General features: G+C 67.9%; 10 protein-coding genes. 6 read left to right on the top strand and 4 right to left on the bottom strand.

Going from position 1 to position 20,520, the window contains the following annotated elements:
- Nucleotides 1-130 precede the first annotated feature (130 nt).
- Together ASE10_RS00305 and ASE10_RS00300 are read right to left on the bottom strand one after the other, a co-directional pair.
- Nucleotides 131-403, bottom strand: a complete 273-nt coding sequence (locus ASE10_RS00305; RefSeq protein ID WP_157480947.1) for a hypothetical protein — start codon at nucleotides 401-403, stop codon at nucleotides 131-133.
- Entirely contained in the window at nucleotides 400-8,964 is an 8,565-nt protein-coding gene (locus ASE10_RS00300) for a glycoside hydrolase family 94 protein (protein ID WP_056305644.1), read from the bottom strand. Before ASE10_RS00300 ends, ASE10_RS00305 begins: the two co-directional genes overlap by 4 nt.
- Before the next feature lie 266 nt (nucleotides 8,965-9,230).
- Between ASE10_RS00300 and ASE10_RS00295 the strand changes: the two genes are divergently transcribed.
- The gene (locus ASE10_RS00295; protein WP_056305492.1) at nucleotides 9,231-9,545 is read left to right on the top strand and encodes a hypothetical protein; all 315 of its coding nucleotides are present in this window, start codon (nucleotides 9,231-9,233) and stop codon (nucleotides 9,543-9,545) included.
- Between the two features lie 156 nt (nucleotides 9,546-9,701).
- Here ASE10_RS00295 and ASE10_RS00290 read toward each other — a convergent pair whose 3' ends face one another.
- Nucleotides 9,702-11,816 (bottom strand): catalase, encoded by a 2,115-nt coding sequence (locus tag ASE10_RS00290; RefSeq protein WP_056305642.1) that lies wholly within the window; start codon nucleotides 11,814-11,816, stop codon nucleotides 9,702-9,704.
- A gap of 162 nt (nucleotides 11,817-11,978) precedes the next feature.
- Nucleotides 11,979-13,271: a phospholipase D-like domain-containing protein gene (locus ASE10_RS00285; protein ID WP_157480945.1), complete on the bottom strand. Its 1,293-nt coding sequence runs from the start codon at nucleotides 13,269-13,271 to the stop codon at nucleotides 11,979-11,981.
- Nucleotides 13,272-13,622: 351 nt separating this feature from the next.
- Between ASE10_RS00285 and ASE10_RS00280 the strand changes: the two genes are divergently transcribed.
- From ASE10_RS00280 to ASE10_RS00260, 5 genes are all read left to right on the top strand, one after another.
- A complete protein-coding gene (locus ASE10_RS00280) occupies nucleotides 13,623-14,246 on the top strand; it encodes a hypothetical protein (RefSeq protein ID WP_056305490.1) in 624 nt (207 codons plus the stop codon).
- Nucleotides 14,247-14,338: 92 nt separating this feature from the next.
- Nucleotides 14,339-15,325: an SDR family oxidoreductase gene (locus tag ASE10_RS00275; RefSeq protein WP_056305488.1), complete on the top strand. Its 987-nt coding sequence runs from the start codon at nucleotides 14,339-14,341 to the stop codon at nucleotides 15,323-15,325.
- Nucleotides 15,326-15,862: 537 nt separating this feature from the next.
- Nucleotides 15,863-16,936, top strand: a complete 1,074-nt coding sequence (locus ASE10_RS00270; protein WP_235565793.1) for an efflux RND transporter periplasmic adaptor subunit — start codon at nucleotides 15,863-15,865, stop codon at nucleotides 16,934-16,936.
- Nucleotides 16,933-20,025 (top strand): efflux RND transporter permease subunit, encoded by a 3,093-nt coding sequence (locus ASE10_RS00265; RefSeq protein WP_056305486.1) that lies wholly within the window; start codon nucleotides 16,933-16,935, stop codon nucleotides 20,023-20,025. Before ASE10_RS00270 ends, ASE10_RS00265 begins: the two co-directional genes overlap by 4 nt.
- Before the next feature lie 51 nt (nucleotides 20,026-20,076).
- Nucleotides 20,077-20,388: a hypothetical protein gene (locus ASE10_RS00260; protein ID WP_055901708.1), complete on the top strand. Its 312-nt coding sequence runs from the start codon at nucleotides 20,077-20,079 to the stop codon at nucleotides 20,386-20,388.
- Nucleotides 20,389-20,520: the final 132 nt, after the last annotated feature.

Genomic DNA, 20,520 nt, shown 5'->3' with positions numbered 1-20,520 from the left:
CGGCCCTTTCGTGTTCTTGGGCCGCCGCGTTCCGGTAACTCGGTTCACGCCATTGAAAGCGCTGGGCTCACCGTGGCGGTGCCTGCATGCGCTGTTGCGGCGCCCTCTGCCCGGAGCCTTGCGATGCGATTCATCGACCGCCTGCATTCGAGCTTGCAGGAGGAAAGGGCGGGGCGGTTTCGCGTTTCGATGGGTCCGCTTCGACTCCGTTTTCGATCAGCATGGCGTGCAGGCGTTGCAGCACATGGACGCGGTCGTCCGCAGCGGCGTCGGTGAGAATTTCCTGAGCGAGGGCGTCGAACTGCGGCCAAAACTGCGCGGGATGACGGAGTTTTTCCAGCCAGGGCGGCAGCATCCGCGCCAGGCGGTCGAGCTCCGCATCCAGTTGCGGCTTGGTCTTCATGCAGGCGAGCGCGGCCAAAGCGCCTCGACCTGGTGCATCGCGCCGTCGTTGATCAGCGCGAATTCGAACCCCGGCTGCTGCTCGCCATCCAGGCTCAGCGTCGCGGACCCCTCATCGTGTTGCCGGACGCGGATCGAGTACAGGCTGCTGCCATAGCGGTACTGCAACCGGTACTCGGGCCAGTCCGCGGGCAGGCAAGGCTGCAGCCGCATGCGATCGCCGCTGCGTTGCAGGCCCAGCAGGGATTCGGTCAGCAGCCGGTACATCCAGCCGGCCGAACCGGTGTACCAGGTCCATCCGCCGCGGCCCACGTGCGGCGCTACCCCATACACGTCGGCGGCCAGCACGTAAGGCTCCACCTTGTAGCGTGCGGCGTCGTCCGCGTTGCCTGCGTGGTGTATGGGGTTGATCATGCGCGCCAGCTCCCAGGCGCGCCTCGCATCGCCTTGCGCGGCGAACGCCATGGCCGCCCACACCGCGGCATGCGTGTACTGGCCGCCGTTCTCGCGCACACCGGGCACGTAACCGCGGATATAGCCCGGGTCCTTGGCGGTCTTGTTGAACGGCGGATCCAGCAACTGGATCAGCCCGGCCTCACGTCGCACCAGATACTGGTCCAGGGAATCCATGGCCTGCCGCGCACGCGCAGGATCCGCCGCGCCCGAGAGCACCGACCAGCTCTGCGAAATGGAGTCGATCCTGCATTCGTCGCTCTGGGTCGACCCCAGCGGCGTGCCGTCGTCGAACCAGGCGCGGCGATACCACTGTCCGTCCCAGGCGTGGGCTTCCAGGTTATCGCGCAGGCGCTGCGCCTGCTCGCGGCAATAGTCGGTGAAGATGTCGTCGCCGCGCGCCTGCGCCACATCCGCGAAACGCTGCAGGGCATCGAACAGGAAGAAGCCCAGCCATACGCTCTCGCCGCGACCGGCTTCGCCGACCCGGTTCATGCCGTCGTTCCAGTCGCCGGTTCCGATCAGCGGCAGGCCGCGTTCGCCCAGCAGATCGCAGCCGCGCCTCAGCGCCAGCACGCAGTGCTCGTAGAACGGCTGCTGCAGGTAGGACGCAACCGGCATGTCGTAGTAGGACTCTTCGTCGGGATTGACCGGGCGTCCCTCGATGAAGCGCACGTTCTCGTCCAGTACGCCGGTATCGCCGGTCACCGTCAGGTAGCGGCAGGCGGCCAGCGGCAGCCACAGATAGTCGTCCGAACAGCGGGTGCGGACGCCGCGGCCCTGCGGCGGATGCCACCAGTGCAGTACATCGCCATGCGGGAACTGGTGCGCTGCGCAGAGCAGCAGGTGCTCCCGGGTCAGCGCCGGCTTGGCGTGCACGGTCGCCATGGTGTCCTGCAGCTGGTCGCGGAAACCGAACGCGCCGCCGGACTGGTAGTAGCCGCTGCGCGCGACATAGCGGCAGGCCAGGGTCTGGTACAGCAACCAGCCGTTGGCGAGGGCGTCGACGCTGGGGTCCGGCGTCTTCACCCGTACGGTCGACAGCAGGGCATGCCAGTGGATGCGCACCGCGTCCAGCGCGTCGTGCGCGCGTTGCGTACCGCGCACCTGGGTCGCGAGTTTCAGCGCTTCGTTCTGGTCCTTGCCTATGCCCAGGCGGAACACCGTTTCCAGTTCCTCGCCGTCGGCCAGGTCGATCGGCACCTGGATGGCCGCGCAGGGGTCCAGGCCGACCCCGAGCCGGCCCGACAGGCGCTCGCGTCGCAAGGCCGCCGGCTCGCCCAGGCTGCCGTTGCGGCCCAGGAACTCGGTGCGGTCGGCGGTGTAACTGCAGCCGTCGGCATCGGTGTCGAAGAAGGCGACGCGTCCGCTGAACTCGGTGTTGTAGGGGTTGCGCGCGGTCAGCAGGCCGCTGTCGGCATGCAGTTCGCTGACCACGTGCATCTGCGATTTCACCCGCAGGTCGCCCAGTATCCATTCCACATAGCCGGTGACGGACAGGCGGCGCGCGCGGCCGGACAGATTGCGCAGCTTCAATACCGAGAACTTGACCGCATCCTCGACGTCCACATACACCCACAGTTCGCTGGCGATGCCGTCCTCGACATGCTCGTAGACGCTGTAGCCGAAGCCGTGGCGGGTGCGGTAGTCGCCATGCCCGCGACAGGGCAGGGGCATCGGCGACCAAATCTGTCCGCTGTCCTCGTCGCGCAGGTAGTAGGCCTCGCCGCCGCTGTCGGCGACCGGGTCGTTGTGCCACGGCGTCAGGCGGAACTCGTGCGCATTCTCGAACCAGGTGTAGCCCGGCGAACTCTCACTGACCACCGTGCCGAGCTTGGCGTTGGCCATCACGTTGGACCAAGGCGCCGGCGTCGGTGCGCCCTCGCGCGAGACGATCACGTACTCGCGCCCGTTGGCGGAGAAGGCGCCGGTGCCGTTGTCGAACAGGAACTCGTCGGCCACCGCATCGAACGGCCAGGCGTCGTCGGCCGCGTTGTCGATCCTGGGCGGTGGCAGTCCGTTCGCCGCGTTCGTATCCGACGCATAGGACGGTATTTCCGGCGGGCCCTCGGGCAACAAGGCGGGCACCGGCCGTTCGGGCGGCACGTGTCGGCCGATCTGCGCGGCCAAAGTGCCGCGTTGATCGCTGATGATCGCCCGTGCCACCGATTGCAGCAGGATGCGGTCTTCCTGCGATATCTGCTGGGCCGGGCGCACGAAGATGCCGCCGGGCCGGTCCAGTATGTTGGCTTCCGGATCGGCCGAGATCATGCCCAGGATCTGGTCCTGCAACTGCTGCCGATAGCCGGCCTTGCTCTCGTTCCAGATCACCAGGTCGGCGCGCAGGCCCTTGAGCCGCCAGTAGGCATGCGCCTGCACCATCTGCCGCACCAGTTCGATGTTGTCGGCATCGGAGATCTGCAGCAGCACGATCGGCAGGTCGCCGGAGATCGCATGCCCCCACAAGCCGGACTGGCCGCGCTGGTTCTGCAGCAGCACCTCGGGGTCGGCGCGCAGAAAAGGGTGCGCGTAGACGATCAGCCCGGCCAGGCGTTCGTACAGCTGGGCATCGGCCTGCGAGGCGTTGATCTGGCGCCGAACCACCTGGCTGTGGGTCCAGGCCAGGTCGAACACGCGATCGGCGAGGCGGCGGTCGCGGTACTTGTCGACCAATCCCGTGCAGGCTTCCCGGTCCGCGCCCACGCCGTAGACCATGTCGATCATCGCGGTCTGTTCCGGCGCCAGTTCGATCCGGCAACGGATCGCCACGATCGGGTCCAGCACCGAGCCCTGCGTATCCGACAGCGCTTCGTCGGCCGACAGCGCTCGCGGCGTGCGCGGGGTGTTGCCGCGGCCTAGGAAGCGCGCCCGATCGGTTTCGTAGGAAATCGCGCCGATGTCGGCGTCGTGCACGGCGACCAGATGGAACATCCACGGCGGCACCTCGTCGTGCGCGCGCGGCCGCCGCGTGCACAGCAGCGCCTGCTTCTGCCTCAGGATCTCCGATTGCACGAACAGGTTGCTGAAGGCAGGATGCAGCTCGTCGGCGATGGCCGGGGCCAGCACCACTTCGGCATAGGTGGTGATCTCGATCGTGCGGGTGCGTCGGCTGCGGTTGCTCAGGCGCAGCCGGCGCAGCTCGATGTCGTCTTCGGCCGAGATGGCGATTTCCAGGTGGCTCTCGTAGCCGCGCTTGCGTCCGCGGAACTCGGCCTTGGCGTCGGAGAAGATCGCTTCGTAGTGTTCGATGGGTACGCCGGTCGGCTGCAGGGCGGCGGACCAGTATTCGCCGCTGCCGACATCGCGCAGGTAGCAGAAGTTGCCCCAATGGTCGCGGGTGCCGTCCTCGCGCCAGCGCGTGACCGCCATGTCCTGTTGCCGGCTGTAGCCGCCGCCCGCGCTGGTCAGCAGCCCGTGATAGCGCCCGTTGGACAGCAACTGCACGGACGGCCGCGTGGTTCCGGGATTGCGGAAGATGCGCAGCTGGGTTTCGGTCTCGCCGACCGTGGCGCGCGTGCCCAGGGTCTCGGCCTCGTGCGGATGGAACACGCCGGTATGCGGGATGCGCTCCTGCAACAGCAGCAGCGTGGCCTGGAATTCGGCGTCGGCGACGAAGCGCCGCTGCATGGGCTGCTGGCGCAGCAGGTGGTCCAGGGACAGCAGCCCCATGCCCTGATGGTGGGCCATGAACGAACGCACCACCACGCATTCCTGGCCGTGCGGCACGCGCGCCGGGGTGTAGTCGATGGCTTCGTACAGGCCGAACTCGCCGCCGAAACCCAAGGCGGTCAGCCGCTGCAGGTTCTGGCAGGCGGCTTCGGGCGCCACCATCAGCGCCATCATGCTGGCGTAGGGCGCGATCACCAGATCCTGGCCCAGGCCGCGCTTGAGCCCGAGCCCCGGAACGCCGAACGCACGGTACTGGTAGTTCATGCGCGCATCGACCGTGTTGTAGCCGGACTCGGACACGCCCCAGGGCACCGAACGCTGGGCGCCGTGCACGATCTGCGCCTCCACCGCGTGGCGCGAGGTCTGATCGAGCAGGGTGTCCGGATAGCTGGGCATCACCAGTTGCGGCATCAGGTACTCGAACATCGAGCCGCTCCACGACAGCAGGGTCGCGTCGCCGTTGACTTCGGTCAGCAGCCGCCCCAGCGCGAACCAGCTGTCCTGCGGCAGCTGGCCCTGGGCGATGGCCACGAAACTGCACAGCCGCGCTTCCGATGCCAGCAGGTCGTAGTAGCCGGCGTCGAGCCGATGTTCGTCCAGGTTGTAGCCGATCGATAGCAGATTGCGCGGGCGGTCGTACAGGAAGTCGTACTCCATCAGCGAGAACTGCCCGGCGATATGGGCGAGGCGTTCGAGCTGGTGGACGCGTTCGCGTGCCCGGGTTTGCGCCTGCGTATCGGACGATTGCGTCTGCAGCTCGCGCAGGGTCGGGATGCGGTCGCCATAGGCCATGGCGGCGGGCGCGGCCGGGTCGGGGACGAAGAACTGCAGCTCGGCATGCGCGGACCGGCAGGCGTCGGCCAGCGCGGCGGCCCAACGGTTCGCTTTCGGGTCCTCGCTCGCCGGCCATACGGCCAGGATCCGGTCGGCGCGCACGACCAGATGCGCCAAGGTCCGTTCCGCATCGCGGACGTTGGCGGGCGCTTGCGCCAGTGCCGGGTCGAGCGTGGCGCGGAAGTCGCTCAGGGCCTGGCTCAGCGCGTCGTCGTCGTGGCCGGCGGCGCGGCGGACTTCTTGCAGCACGCCCAAGGTGTCGGCCAGGCCCGCGAAGGTGCTGGGCGCCAGCACCGGTGCATCGGCCAGGGCCAGCAGTCCCTGGCGCAGAGTCAGCAGATGGCCGGCCAGATTGCCGCTGTCGACCGTGGAAATGTAATGCGGCGGCAGCGGCTGCAGGGTTTCGGTGTCGTACCAGTTGTAGAAGTGCCCGCGGTGGCGCGGCAGGGTGTCGAGCGTGGCGAACACCAGGCGCGTGCGTTCCATCACGCCGCCCACCTGCAGATAGCCGAAATCGTAGGCCGACAGGTTGGCCAGCAGCGACAGGCCGATATTGGTCGGCGAGGTGCGGCGCGCGACCACCAGCGCGGGGTGCTCCTGCACGTTGTCCGGCGGCAGCCAATGATCTTCGGCGCGCACGTAGGTTTCGAAGAAGCCCCAGGTGCGGCGGGCCAGACGGCCCAGGAACGCCAATTGCGCGGCGGACAGGTCCGCGTCGCGCTGCGCGGGCGGATGGCCCAGCCAGGCCATCAGGGCCGGCGACAGCAGCCACAGGCCCAACAGGGGAATCGCCACCCACAGCGAGCGGGGTTGGGCGACGGCCAGCAGCGCCGCCACGGCCACGGCGAACAGCGGCGCGGCGGCCATGCCGCGCAACTCCGCGCTCATGCCGCTGCCGAGGTTGCGTTCCACTTCGCTGGACGGGTTCCACTGCAGCAAGTGGCGGCGACTGATCGCCAACCGCCACAAAGTGCGCGCGATCGCGCTCAGGCTCAGGAAGGCTTCGTAGGGCAGGCAGGCCAGACTGACCGCGGCGCGCAGCAATTGGCGCAGCGTGGATTTTCCGACCTGGACCAGGTGGGTTTCCAGCGGCATGTCCACGGGAATCATGAAGACGTCGCGCAGCACCGGCACCAGCACGGGCAGCAGCCACAGGCACAGCAGCCATGCCGTCCAGGCCAGCGGATGCGGCGAGAACAGCCAGCCCAGCAGCAACAGCGCCGTGGCCGCTGCCGGCACCAGGCTGCGGCGCAGGTTGTCCAGCAGCTTGCCGCGCGACAGCCACGACAAAGGGTTGCGCTCGTAGCCGCCGCGCGCGCGCGGCACCCACGGCAGCAGCCAGGGCAGCAACTGCCAGTCGCCGCGTATCCAGCGGTAGCGCCGTTTCACATCGGCCGCATAGCGCGACGGATAGTCCTCGAACAGGCGCACGTCGCTGACCAGTCCGGCGCGTGCGTAGCAGCCTTCCAGCAGATCGTGGCTGAGGATGCGGTTGTCCGGGAAGCGATCGGCGAGCGCCGATTCGAACGCATCCACGTCGTAGATGCCTTTGCCGACGAAAGAACCCTCGCCGAACAGATCCTGGTACACGTCCGATACGGTGCGGGTATACGGGTCGATGCCGGGCTCGCTGCCGAACATGCGCGCATAGCGCGTACTGCGGCGTCCGCTCTGGCTGGTCCCGACGCTGGGTTGCAGGATGCCGTAACCGCGCACGACCCGGCGCCGGCGGCTGTCGAAGCGGGCGCGGTTCAGCGGATGCGCCAGCGTGCCGACGAACTCGCGGGCCGCATCGCGCGGCAGGCGGGTGTCGGTATCCAGGGTGATCACGTAGCGCACCTGGCTCAGCACTTCGGTATTGCCGATCACCTGCAGGAACTCGTCGTGCGCTCCGCCGCGCAGCAGCCGGTTCAGCGCCGCCAGCTTGCCGCGCTTGCGCTCGTGGCCCATCCAGCGGCCCTCGCGCGGATTCCACTGACGTGGGCGATGGAACAGGAAGAACAGGTCGCCGCTTTCGGCGGCATAGCGGGCGTTGAGCTGCGCAATTTGTTGCCGGGCCCGCGCCAGCAGCGCCTCATCGCCGGGCAGCGTTTGCTGGTCGGCGTCCAGGAAATCGCTCAGCAAGGCGAAATGCAGGTGGCGGTCGCGATTGGCCAGGAAGCGCACTTCCAGCCCCTCCACCAGGCTGTCCACCCCCTCGACGCTGCCGAGCATGCAAGGCACCACGACCAGGGTGCGCGAATCGACCGGGATGCCTTTGGAGAAATCCATCCGCGGCAACGGCCGCGGCGCCATCAGCACGGTCGCGAGCCAGTTGACCAGGGCGATGCCCAGCTCGCTGAAGGCCAGCAACGCCAACGCCGCCAGCAGCCACAGCGGCACCTGTTGCCGCATGCCGGAGCTTTCCGACAACAGGCCCCAGGCGAACAGCCCGGCGATCGCGGCGATCGGCGCCAGGTAGACCGGCAGCGGGATACGCCGGGGACGCAAACGCACCGGCCGGTGCTTCGCATCCGACGCGGCCAGCGCCGCCCGCGTCTGCACCACGCCGTCGTCGACCAGGTAATAGCCGACATGGGTCCGGTCGTCGTCGGCCGCGGTCGCCTCCGCTGCCGCCTGCGCCAGCTGCAGCACGATGTCCGTCACCTCCTGTTCGCTGGCGCCGCTCAGCCGCGCCATCTTCTCCACCACATGGCGGTAGCTGTCGCGGGTGTTGAAATCCATCAGGGCATACGTGCCGGCGGGGTCTTCGCGCAATCGGCGATCGACCACGCTCATGTTCTCGACGAACTCGCGCCAATCCATGTTGGCCAGGAAACGCAGGCTGCCGATGCTGTTGCTGATCGACACCTGGTCGGCGGCCTGTTGCTGGCTTTCCAGGTGCACCAGCTCTTCGATGCTGCGGCCGCCGTCGGCGACCCACTGCTCCAGCCAGGTGATCGGCATCGAGAACACCGCCCCGCGGCCCTGCAGCCCCCGGGTCAGCTCGGACACGAACGCGCCCGACAAGGGCGGCCGGGAGCGCGCCATGTCGGCGACGATCAGCACCACGTTCTTGGGGTTCTCCGCGGCCGTCTCGTTCAGCAGATCGGCCCACTCGCTGGCCAGGCGGTGGTCGGCCGCGTCATGCATGACCCGTACCGCCATGCGCCGCAGGTTGTCGATCAACGCCAGCCGCAGCATGATCGGAATCGCCCACAGCTCGCCCAGCTTCAGCGGCGTGATCGATTGGTAGGCGGCGACGAAACGGCTGATGGTTTCTGCGTCGATGCGGCCGTCGCCGTGGGCGATGGCTTCCAGCGACAGGTCGTACACGCGCGGCAGACCGGCGGAGGGGCCCTGCCGCAAGGAGGGCAGCTGGCGGCTATAGCCTTTGGGAAGGTGCCGGCGCGCGGTGTGGATCTGTTCTTCGATCAGGTAAAAGTTGTCCAGCAGCCACTCGCCGGCCGGAGTGATGCGCATCTCGTCCTGGACCATCCGGGTCAGGACCGTGCTGGCATCGTCCAGCAGGCCTTCGTTCTCTTCCAGCCGGTCCAGCAGGCGTTCCGGGCCGGCGCGCGCATGCACGTGATGCGAGCGGGTCAGCGCCTTGCCGTGCGACTCCATCTGCTCGGCATTGAACAACTGCGAGCGCAACGGTTCTTCGGCTTGCAGCGTGCTCTGGCCGGCTGCACGTCGCCAGCGCCACAAACGCCTGCGCAAGCGCAACCAACGGCTGAAGATCCTCCATAGCTGAGGCATCGGAGACTAAGGTAGGGGCGAGCGGCCGCCGGAAAGGCGATCTTTGCATTCGGCTCGGTAGAGCAAGGTGAAAGGCCGTCGCCGCCGCGCGCGCTTGGTGCAGGCCGAAATTGCTAAGATGCCCGACTCGAATGAACAATCGCGCGCCAACAACCATCAGCCAGCGCATAGACGCCCTGGTCGAGCAAATGCCTGAGCTGGTGGCGGACAACCTCGACGAAGCCGACTTCTGGGCGACTTACGTGCGCCTTTCCGGTCCGATCATTCGGGATGCGGCCGCGATCGGCGATGAGGCCTTGGAGCAGGCGAGTCTGAGGCTGGAGAATGTGTTGGCGCAGTACGGCAAGCTTGGACCAGCGATACCGAAGCCTTCGGACCCAAAGACGGTGCCGCTAGGGGAATGGTTGCGGCAGACCAGGAAGACCGCCAGGAAGCGCGCCTTCTAGCCAGGTCTGGCCGTCCTTCGCTTGCGCCGTCCGCCTTTCGCATGGCGCTCCTGGCGCGCTTTCCCGTCGCCGATGCGAGGGGCGTGCCGAGGAAGGCGACGCCCCATGATCGCGGCTCAGCCGACCGCGGCGGCGACGCCGACCTCGCACGCAGGCTCAGGCCAACGTCCGGACCTTGGCTTCGCGCTCCCACAGACGGCCCTTGGCCGCAGCCACGAAGGAGCGCGCATCGCTGGCATCGACCACGCCCTCGTCGCGTTCGATCCCGCCCGCATCCAATAGCCATTGACCGCCCTGGTCCACCGCGATCGCCTTGAGATGGCCGTAGGCGTCGCGCACGAAGTCGATCGCGGCGCCTTCCTTGGCCAGGCGCTTGCCGGCTTTGTCCGCCAACACCACGGCGACCGCGTCGAACACCACCGATGGCGTGCCGGCGAGCTGACCGTCGGCGGTCTGCGGCTTGCCGTCGCTCAATTTGGCGCCGCCGATGCGCGGCGCCACGATCTTGACCCGTGCGCCGGCAGCCTCGACCGCCTTGCGCAAGGCCCGCACGGTGCCGGCATCGGAGCCGTCGTCGATCAGCAGGCCGACGCAGCGCCCCTGCAGGGTGGATTTCATCTTGCCGATGATCTGCAGCGGCGGGGAGACCGGCAGGTCCTTGGCTGCGACCGCAGCAGGCGGCGCTGCGGGCAGTGCGGCCAGGCCCAAACCATCGGCGACCCGACGGGCCAAGGCGCTGTCGATATGACGCAGGTGGCCGACGATGGCCTCGCGCACGTGCGCGGTGCCGACCTTGGACAGTTCGAACACCAGCGCCGAGGCGATGTGCGCCTGCTCGTAAGGAGTCTGGCTACGGTAGAACTGCCGCGCCTGGCTGTAGTGGTCGGCGAAGCTTTCCGGCCGCACCCGACCCTTGGCGCCGTCGTCGGCGGGCACGGAAGCGCTGCGGAATCCCGCTGGCGTTTCGCGCGGCGACTGCGGGTCCAGCGAACTGGGTTCGTAGTTGACGCGGCCGCGCGGCACCCGCATCTGCATGTGGCCATCGCGCTGCAGATTGGCGAACGGGCATTTGGGGGCGTTGATCGGCAACTGGTGGAAATTCGGCGAGCCCAGCCGCGAAAGCTGGGTGTCCAGATAGGAGAACAGACGGCCCTGTAGCAGCGGGTCGTTGGAGAAATCGATGCCGGGGACCACGTGCGAGGGGCAAAAGGCGACCTGTTCGGTCTCGGCGAAGAAGTTGTCCGGCCAGCGATCCAGGACCATGCGCCCGATCACCGTCAGCGGAACCAGTTCTTCCGGAATCAATTTGGTCGCGTCGAGGTGGTCGAACGGAAAGGCGTCGGCCTGTTCCTGAGTGAACAATTGCACCGCCAGCTCCCACTCCGGGTAGTCGCCGTTCTCGATCGCCTCGAACAGATCGCGGCGATGGAAGTCCGGGTCGGCGCCGGCCAGCTTGCAGGCCTCGTCCCAGACCGCCGACTGCAGGCCCAGCTTGGGCCGCCAGTGGAACTTGACGAAGGTCGAGGCGCCCTTGGCGTTGAGCAGACGGAAGCTATGCACGCCGAAGCCCTCGATCATGCGCAGCGAGCGCGGGATCGCGCGGTCCGACATCGCCCACATGATCATGTGCATGGCTTCGGGCGTGAGCGAGATGAAGTCCCAGAACGTGTCGTGGGCGCTGGCGGCCTGGGGGAAGCCGCGGTCGGGCTCCATCTTCACCGAATGCACCACGTCCGGGAATTTCATCGCATCCTGGATGAAGAACACCGGGATGTTGTTGCCCACCAGATCCCAGTTGCCCTGCTGGGTGTAGAACTTGACCGCGAAGCCGCGCACGTCGCGCGGGGTGTCGATCGAGCCGGCGCCGCCGGCCACCGTCGAGAAGCGGCAGAACAGCGGCGTGCGTTCGCCCACCTCGGTCAGGATGCGCGCCGTCGTATAGCGGGCCAGCGATTTGCTCAGTTCGAAGTAGCCGTGCGCGCCCGAGCCGCGCGCATGCACGATGCGTTCGGGAATGCGCTCGTGGTCGAAATGGGTGATCTTCTCGCGCAGGATGAAGTCTTCGAGCAGGCCCGGGCCGCGCGGCGTCGCGTGCAGCGAGTTCTGGTTGTCCGACAGGGGCAGGCCTTGGTTGGTCGTCAGCGGCGGATGTTTGCCGCCGGCAGGCTGGTGGAGTTCGTCGCCCTGACCGCGGCTGTCGCGGGTGGCGCCGCCAGTGCGGGTCGTGGAGCGTGTCGTGGAGCGGGGCGTAGCGGTTTTCTTGCTGGCCATGGCGAAACTCCGCAGCAGGATGAGCAGGGGGCGGTCGACGCCGACCGGCCGATGCTGCATCGGACGCGGTGAACATCCTGTCGTGCGCTCCTGCGCGCGCATTCATCCGCGCTCGCTCGGAACTGCGCGTGAGCGGAGTCGCATGCGGCTCGAAGCGCAAGGCTAGAGCTGCGATTTGAGCGGCAGCACGAACTTCTCGAACAGCCGCTCTTTCCAGGGGCGGTCGCGCCAGTCCTGCAGCGTGTAGCGGCGCGATTGGCGCAGGTCGGCATCGAAGACGGCGGTCATATCCGCGGCGAAGCTGCGGTCGTAGACGTTGAGGCTGGCTTCGTCGTTGAGGCGGAACGAGCGTATGTCGAAGTTGGTCGACCCCACGGAGACGAGTTCGCCGTCCACGATCAGCATCTTGATATGCATCATGGTCGGCCGGTATTCGTAGAACTCGATGCCGGCCTGGATCAGGGTCTCCCACTGCGCCTTCGAAGCCAGGCGCACCGCATCGGAGTCGGTGTGTTCGCCGGGCACGAGGATGCGGATGCGCACGCCGCGGCGGCGGGCATCGAGCAGGGCCCGCCGTACCAGGTCGTCGGGCACGAAATAGGCGGCGGCCAGGTCGATGGTGCGCTCGGACGCGGCGATCGCCATCAGCACCATCAGATGCATGCTGTCGCTGCCGCCGGCCGGGGAGCTGATGAACAACTGCGCGTCCATGTCGCCGGCGCGGGTCAGCGGCGGGTAGAAGCCGGCGCCGTGCAGGACCACGCCGGTGGATTTGACCCAGTTGTCGTTGAAGCCCGCCTGCATCTGCGCTACCACCGGCCCTTCGACGCGGAAATGCGACTCGCGCCAATGCTGCGGATCCTGGGCATGGCCCTGCCACTGATCGGCGATACCGACGCCGCCGGTGAACCCCACCGTGCCGTCGACGATCAGCAGTTTGCGGTGGGTCCGGTTGTTCACCCGGTCCAGGTTGTACCAGGCCAGCGGCCGGTACTGGCGGATGTGCACGCCGGCGCGCTTCATCTCCTCGATCTGCGCCGCGTCCATCTTGCTGCTGCCGAGCCAGTCGACGGTGAGGTAGACCTGCACGCCGGCGCGCGCGCGTTCGGACAGGGCCTGGCTGAACGCGCGGCCGGTGTCGCCCGACCAGTAGATATAGGTTTCGAAGGCGATCGTGCGCTGTGCCGAGCGGATCGCCTGGAGCATCGCCGGGAAAATCTCGTCGCCGTTCTGCAAGCCGGTCACATGATTTTCGGACAGCAGCGAAGGGCCGAGCAAGGTGCCCATTTCGCGTCGGAACTGCGACGAGGCCACCGGATAGCGATGCGGCAGGGCATGCAACAGCTGCTTTTCCGGCCCCGCCAGGTTGAGGGCGATCAGGCCGATCGCGGCGGTCAGCACGGCCGCGCCCAACACGGCCCAGATCACGCTACGGCGGGTCCAGCGTGCGGGCATGTCGGATCCTTGCAAGAGCGATGGGCGAGTCCGTCGCGATCGGGCGCCCGCAAGCGAACGCGGACGGGCGTCGCGTTCGCCAGGGCTCGGGTACCGCCGCACGGCCGCCGGCGGGTCGCGCCGCGGGTCGTGAATGCCATTCCTACGCCCTGGCAGGTCAAAGACGCGTCATTCCAGGGCGCGGGTTCAGATGTGCCGGCAGCATGAACCGTTCATGCCCATCACACGCAGCGAACGCGATCTGCACGCGCTCCTTACCGGTGCTGGCCGACTCTCGCCGGGGCGCCGCCGACGGCGACCGCGAGCCGGGACTAGGCCGGCATCCAAGTCCGACACCAGGAGCGATGGATCATGGGCAAGAAAGTCAGTTACGACGAAATGCAGCTGAAGGAACTGCTGCTGCAGGCGCTGGAAACCGAGCGCGGCGGCATCCAGATCTACGAGATGGCGGTCTCGCTCGCCGTGAACGACGACCTGCGCAAGGAGTGGACGGAGTACCTGGAGCAGACGCGCACCCACGAGCAGGTGCTCTTGCGCGTCTTCGAGACCCTGGGCCTGGATCCCGAAGAGCAAAGCCCCGGCCGGGACGTGGTCGGCCACATCGGCGCCTCCCTCGTGAAGGCGATGAAGATGGCGGCAAATCATGCGGATCCGAACGCGGCGCAGCTCGTCGCCGGCGAATGCGTCGTCCTGGCGGAAACCAAGGATCACCTGAACTGGGAGCTGATCGGGCACGTGGCCGAGCACGGCAGCGGCCCGGAAACCAAGGTGCTGAAAGCGGCGTTCGACGCCGTCGAGGGCGATGAAGACCATCACCTGTATCACACCACCGGCTGGACGCGGGAACTGTGGATCGATTCCCTGGGCTTCGCCGCCGTCCTGCCGCCGCCGGAAGAGGTCAAGCAGGTCGAGACCGCCATCGGCGCATCGCGGGCGCAGCAGTCGCGCGACGAGATGCTCAAGAAGCGCCATTAGGCCGGGCGCGCAGGCGCGGTCCAGCCGCGCCACGGCGAGCGGGCAGCTCGGCATCGCCCGCTCGACGGCATCTCGTTCAAGGGAGCTAGGGCATGGCAAGCACCAGCAAGAAGGCGGCGAAGACGACGGCAGGGCGGCAAAGAGCGATCCAGCGCGGAGTCGACGCGCTGGATCGCAAGAAGAAGCCCAGCGAAGCCAAGGACCAGCCCGTGCAGGCGGGCACACGCAAGCAGCCGCAGAATCCGATGCCGGCGCAGCACCTGCGCAAGCCGGGCAACGAGCACGATCTGGCCCTGTCGCCGAAATTCCTCGCCCCGGATTACCTCGGCAGCGGCAAGCTGGAGGGCATGACGGCGGTCGTGACCGGCGGCGATTCCGGCATCGGCCGCGCGGTGGCGGTGCTGTTCGCGCGCGAAGGTGCGGACGTCGCCATCGTCTATCTGGATGAGCACGAAGACGCCGCCGACACTCGGCGGCACGTGGAGCAGGAAGGGCGGCAGTGCCTGGCCTTGGCGGGCGACGTCAAGGATCCGGCCTTTTGCAAGCAGGCCATCGAGCAGACGGTCAGGAAATTCGGCCGCCTCGACATCCTGGTCAACAACGCCGCTTTCCAGCTGCACAGCGAGCGCCTCGAAGATCTCAGCGACGAGCACCTGCAGGAGACCCTGCAGACCAATATCGCCGGCTACTTCCACATGGCACGGGCGGCGCTGCCGCATCTCAAGCGGGGGGCGGCCATCATCAACAGCGGCTCCGAAACCGGGATATTCGGCAGCAAGGCGCTGTTGGACTATTCGGCCACCAAGGGCGCGATCCACGCGTTCACCAAGTCGCTGGCCAGCAACCTGCTGGAGCGCGGCACCCGCGTCAACGCGGTCGCGCCGGGACCGGTGTGGACGCCGTTGAATCCCGCCGATCGCGCGGCCGAGGAGGTCGCCAAGTTCGGCCAGGACAGCGACATGGGGCGGCCGGCGCAGCCGGAGGAGATCTCCCCGGCCTATGTGTTCCTCGCTTCGCCGGTATGCTCGTCTTACGTGAACGGAGTCGTGTTGCCCGTCATGGGCGGTCCACGCGGCTAGAGGCGTATCTCCGCGGTCGCTGACCGATAGCGATCGGGCGGGCGATCGCTGCGCCCGGTCGGCTCAGTCCTGCTGCCAGACCCATCGGCGAGGGCAGGGCCGACCCGATCGCGGCCGATGCCGGTATCGTTAAGCAAGATTAATCGCGAATAATTCCCAGCCGGTAAGGTCGCGTCCACAGCCGCTGCGCCAGCAGTCAGCCGATCACTTCCATCTCTTGGCTCTGGCTTCCGTGTCCTTAAAACCCGGTCTTCGCAAATACGCGCGCCCTTGGTCTGGATCCCCGCCGATCCGGGCCGGGCGCGGCCCGCGTGGAGCGGCGCTTGCCCCATGCCGATGCCTCAGGGCCTGCCGGCGCTTAAGGATTGCTGGCGCCAACGCGGCCGCCCGATGAAAACGACATTTCTTACCCCAATCCTGCTTCGGTCCGCCCGGCCAGCGCGCCCTCCGGTCCGCACCTGTCAGCCCAACATCTCACCTCTATCTAATGGACTATTTATGCGTGTCATGCGTGCAGGCCTTCTACGTTGGTCTTCCTTGGCGATCGCTGGGGTCTTGCTGTCGGCCTGCGGCGCCAGCGGCGGCGGGGAAGAAAAGAAAGCCGAAGCCGCGTCGGCGCTGACGGTGACCTTGGTGACCGCGCAGCCGCAAGCCTTGGCGCGCAGCGTGCTCGTCTCCGGCCCGGTGTCGGCCTACGAGGAAATGCAGTTGGGCGTGGAGCTCAGCGGCCAGCGGGTGACCGCGCTCAAGGTCGATGTGGGCCAAACGGTGAGCAAGGGCCAGGTGCTGCTGGAGCTGGATCACCGCACCCTGGACAGCGAACTGGCGCAGGCCGAGGCCTCGATGCGGCAGGCGCAGGCCAGTCTGGACCTGGCCAAGGTCAGCTACGAGCGCGGGGCGAAGTTGGCGGCCGAGCAGCTGATCAGCGCCGGCAACCTCGACGAGCTGCGCGCCACCCGGGTGCAGGCCGAGGCGCAACTGGCCACGGCGCGTGCCGGGCGCGACGCGGCCCAACTGCGCCGCGATTTCGCCGAACTGCGCGCGCCCGCCGACGGCGTGATTTCCAAGCGGCTGGTGCAACCGGGCCAGGTCGTGGCCGCGGGCAGCGAACTGCTGCGCCTGATCCGCGACGGCCGCCTGGAATGGCGCGCCGAACTGCCGGAAGACCAGCTGGCCGGAGTCGCCGTGGGCAATACGGTCGAACTGCCTTACGCCGGCAGCCGCATCGCCGGCCGCATCCGCGCGGTCACTCCCGGCGTCGATGCGCAGACGCGCACCGGCACGGTCTACGTCGATCTTCCGCAGCCCGGCCCGCTCAAGCCGGGCGTCTATGTCGAAGGCCGCATCGTCACCGGTAGCGGCCGCGCCCTGATGGTGCCCAGCGCCGCGGTGGTGCAGCGCGACGGCCATAGCTACGTCTTCACGATGAAGGACCGGCAAGTCGTGCAGCGCCTGCGCGTGCGCACCGGACAGACCGCTCAAGGCCTGGTCGAGGTGATCGAAGGCTTGAAGCCGGGCGACCAAGTGGTCGCCAAGGGCGCGGGCTTCCTGGGCGACGGCGACCGCGTGCGCGTGGTGTCGGCCGCGGCGGCGGGGGCGGGCGGCCGATGAATTTCTCCTCCTGGGCGATCAGCCGGCCGCTGCCGGCGCTGATGGTGTTCTTCGTGTTGTGCGTCGCCGGGCTGTGGGGCTTCTACAAGCTGCCGGTGGCTCGCTTCCCCGATGTCGCGTTCCCGATGACCACGGTCACGGTGACCCAGCCCGGCGCTTCGCCGAGCCAGCTTGAGGCCGAGGTCACGCGCAAGGTCGAGGACTCGGTCGCGACCGTCACCAACGTCAAGCGGGTGATGTCGACGGTCAGCGAAGGCGTCAGCACCACCAACATCGAGTTCCAGCTGGAAACCGACCTGGCCACCGCGCTGGACGACACCCGCGACGCGGTCACCCGCATCCGCACCGACCTGCCGCAGGACATCCAGGAGCCGGTGATCTCCAAGGTCGACATCGGCGGCTCGCTGATGACCTATGCGCTGGTCGCGCCGAAGATGAGCGCGGATGAGGCGAGCTGGTTCGTCGACCGCGAAGTCGCGCGCGCGATGTACGGCGTGACCGGCGTGGCCCGGGTCACCCGCGTCGGCGGCGTGCAGCGCCAGGTGCGCGTGGATCTGGACCCGAACGCCTTGCAGGCCTTCGGCGTCACCGCTGGCGACGTGTCGCGGCAGCTGGCGCTGATCCAGGTCGAGCGCGCCGGCGGCAAGGCCGAGCTCGATGGCGCGCAGCAGACCATTCGCACCCTCGGCACGGTCGCCGATGCGCAGTCCCTGCGCGATTATTCGATCAGTCTGCCGGACGGGCGCGCGGTGCGGCTGTCGGCGCTGGCCAAGATCACCGACGCCGCGGCCGATCCCACCGAAGCGGCGCTGCTGGACGGCCGCGACGTGGTCGCCTTTTCGATGTCGCGCACCCGCGGCTCCAGCGAGGTCAAGGTGGAGGAGGGCGTGCACAAGGCCCTGGCCGCCTTAAAGCAGGCCCATCCCGACGTCGATTTCCGCCTGGTCACGACCGCCATCGACGAAACCCATCGTTCCTACGATTCGTCGATGACCATGCTCTGGGAGGGCGCCTTGCTGGCGCTGCTGGTGGTGTGGCTGTTCCTGCGCGACTGGCGCGCGACCTGGGTGTCGGCGCTGGCGCTGCCTTTGTCGATCATCCCGACCTTCGCGGTGATGTACTTTTTCGGCTTCACCCTCAACATCATCACCTTGCTGGCGCTGTCGGTGGTGGTGGGCATCCTGGTCGACGACGCGATCGTCGAGATCGAGAACATCGTGCGCCACCTGCGCATGGGCAAGCCGCCGATCGAGGCGGCGCGCGAAGCCGCGGGCGAGATCGGCAATGCGGTGATCGCGACCTCGCTGACCCTGGCGGCGGTGTTCGTCCCGGTGGCGTTCATGCCCGGCATCGCCGGCAAGTTCTTCCGCGAGTTCGGCTGGACGGCGGCGACCGCGGTGCTGTTCTCGCTGCTGGTCGCGCGCCTGCTGACGCCGATGATGGCCGCCTACCTGCTCAAGCCGCACGGCGAGGAGAAGGGCGACTCCAGACTGATGCGCTGGTACCTGGGCTGGGTGGACGCGGCGCTGCGCCATCGCGCGCGCACCTTGTGGATCGCCACCGCGCTGTTCTTCGCGTCCCTGGCGCTGGTGCCGTTGATCCCGGCGACCTTCATCCCGCAATCCGATCTGGGCCGCAGCAACCTGACGCTGGAGCTGCCTCCCGGCACGCGCCTGCAGGAAACCGTGGCCATGGCCGAGCAGGCGCGCGGCCTGCTCAAGGACATCCCGGAGCTCAAGCAGGTCTACACCGCGATCGGCAGCGTGCTGGACCTGGGCGATCCCTCGGCCACCGGCATCGGCGAGTCGCGCAAGGCCACCTTGGTGCTGGACTGGGGCGTGGCCGACGATCGCAAGCGCGATCAGCGCGAACTGGAACGCGAGGCGCGCGCCCGCCTGGCCAACCTGGCCGGGGTGCGGGTGAGCTATGTCAGTTCCGAACCCGGCAACCAGCTGCAACTGGTGCTGTCCGGCGACGATCCGCAGCGGCTGCAGGAAGCGTCCATCGCCTTGGAACGCGATCTGCGCGGCATTCCCGGCCTGGGCAGCGTCACGTCTTCGGCCTCGCTGTTGCGCCCTGAAATCCAGATCGTGCCCGACCCGGCGCGCGCGGCCGACCTGGGCGTAGCCACCGCCGATATCGCCGAGGCGGCGCGCATCGCCACCTCCGGCGACTACGAGCAACGCCTGGCCAAGCTCAATCTGCCGGACCGGCAAGTCCCGATCCGGGTCGGCTTCGCCGAATCGACGCTGTCGAACCAGGCGCTGATCGGCCAGTTGCGCGTGCCCGGCCGCTACGGCCCGGTGCCGCTGGCCGCCGTGGCCGAGATCCGAACGGGCAGCGGCCCCTCGCTGATCTCGCGCTACCAGCGCCAGCGCAACGTCACCCTGACCGCCGAACTCAACGGCCGTCCGCTGGGCGACGTCATGGAGACCGTACAGAAGCTGCCCAGCGTGCAGCAGTTGCCGGCCGGCGTGAGTTTCCTCAACACCGGCGACGCCGAGGTCTTCGTCGAACTGTTCGTCGGCTTCCTGCTGGCGATGGCGGCGGGCGTGATCTGCATCTACATGGTGCTGTTGCTGCTGTTCAACCATGCGCTGATGCCGCTGACGATCCTGACCGCGGTGCCGCTGTGCGCCGGCGGTGCGTTCGGCGCCTTGCTGCTGACCCAGAACATGCTGTCGCTGCCGGCGCTGATCGGCCTGCTGATGCTGATCGGCATCGCCACCAAGAATTCGATCCTGCTGGTGGACTACGCGGTGATCGCCGAGGACGAACACGGGCTCAGCCAGCACGACGCCCTGATCGACGCCTGCCGCAAGCGCGCCCAGCCGATCATCATGACCACCCTGGCCATGGGCGCGGGCATGATGCCGATCGCGCTGGGTTTCGCCGGCGATTCGAGCTTCCGCGCGCCGATGGCGATCGCGGTGATCGGCGGACTGATCACCTCCACGCTGCTGAGCCTGCTCGTGATCCCGGCTGCGTTCACGGTGGTCGACGACCTGGGTGAATGGCTCACACGACGGTTCCGGCGTCGTTCCTCGCATCCCAAAGTCCACGGCCCGGCCGATGGAGCGACTGAATGAGGACGGCATCGCCTCGTCCGCCGGAGCGCTAGCAAGGCTTACAATCGCGAGATGGATTACCAACTCGTCATCAAATTCTGGCGCAAGTCCCTGGCGGACGAAGCCTTCCTCGCGACCATCGAAAGCGAGCTGAAAGCGGTGCTGGGCGATGCCGTAGTACTCGAGGGGTACGACGTCAGCGCGAAAGAGATCAATCTGTTCATGGTGACGGCCGATCCCAAGCCCACCTTCCGGCGCGTCCGCGACGTGCTGGAACGCCTGGGCGTGGTGAACGGAGTCTCGGCCGCGTTCCGCCTGGTCGGCGGTGCGCGCTTCACCTCGGTCTGGCCGCTGCGCTCCACCCGCAAGTTCAGCCTGCCGTAGCCGCTCGCGGCCGCCGCCGCGCTTGCCCGCAGACGAAAGAACCTGGCCGCATCGCGCGGCCGGGCCGGTTCCGTCCCTGCGCACCGCTGGCAGCCAGGCGCGGCGACTACGCGGAACCGCGGTGTCGATACC

It is taken from the genome of Lysobacter sp. Root76 (genome assembly GCF_001428685.1).
In the GTDB taxonomy this organism is placed as follows: domain Bacteria; phylum Pseudomonadota; class Gammaproteobacteria; order Xanthomonadales; family Xanthomonadaceae; genus Lysobacter.
The sequence above is the reverse complement of the archived record's forward strand: the minus strand, read 5'-3'. Positions and strand labels throughout refer to the sequence as shown.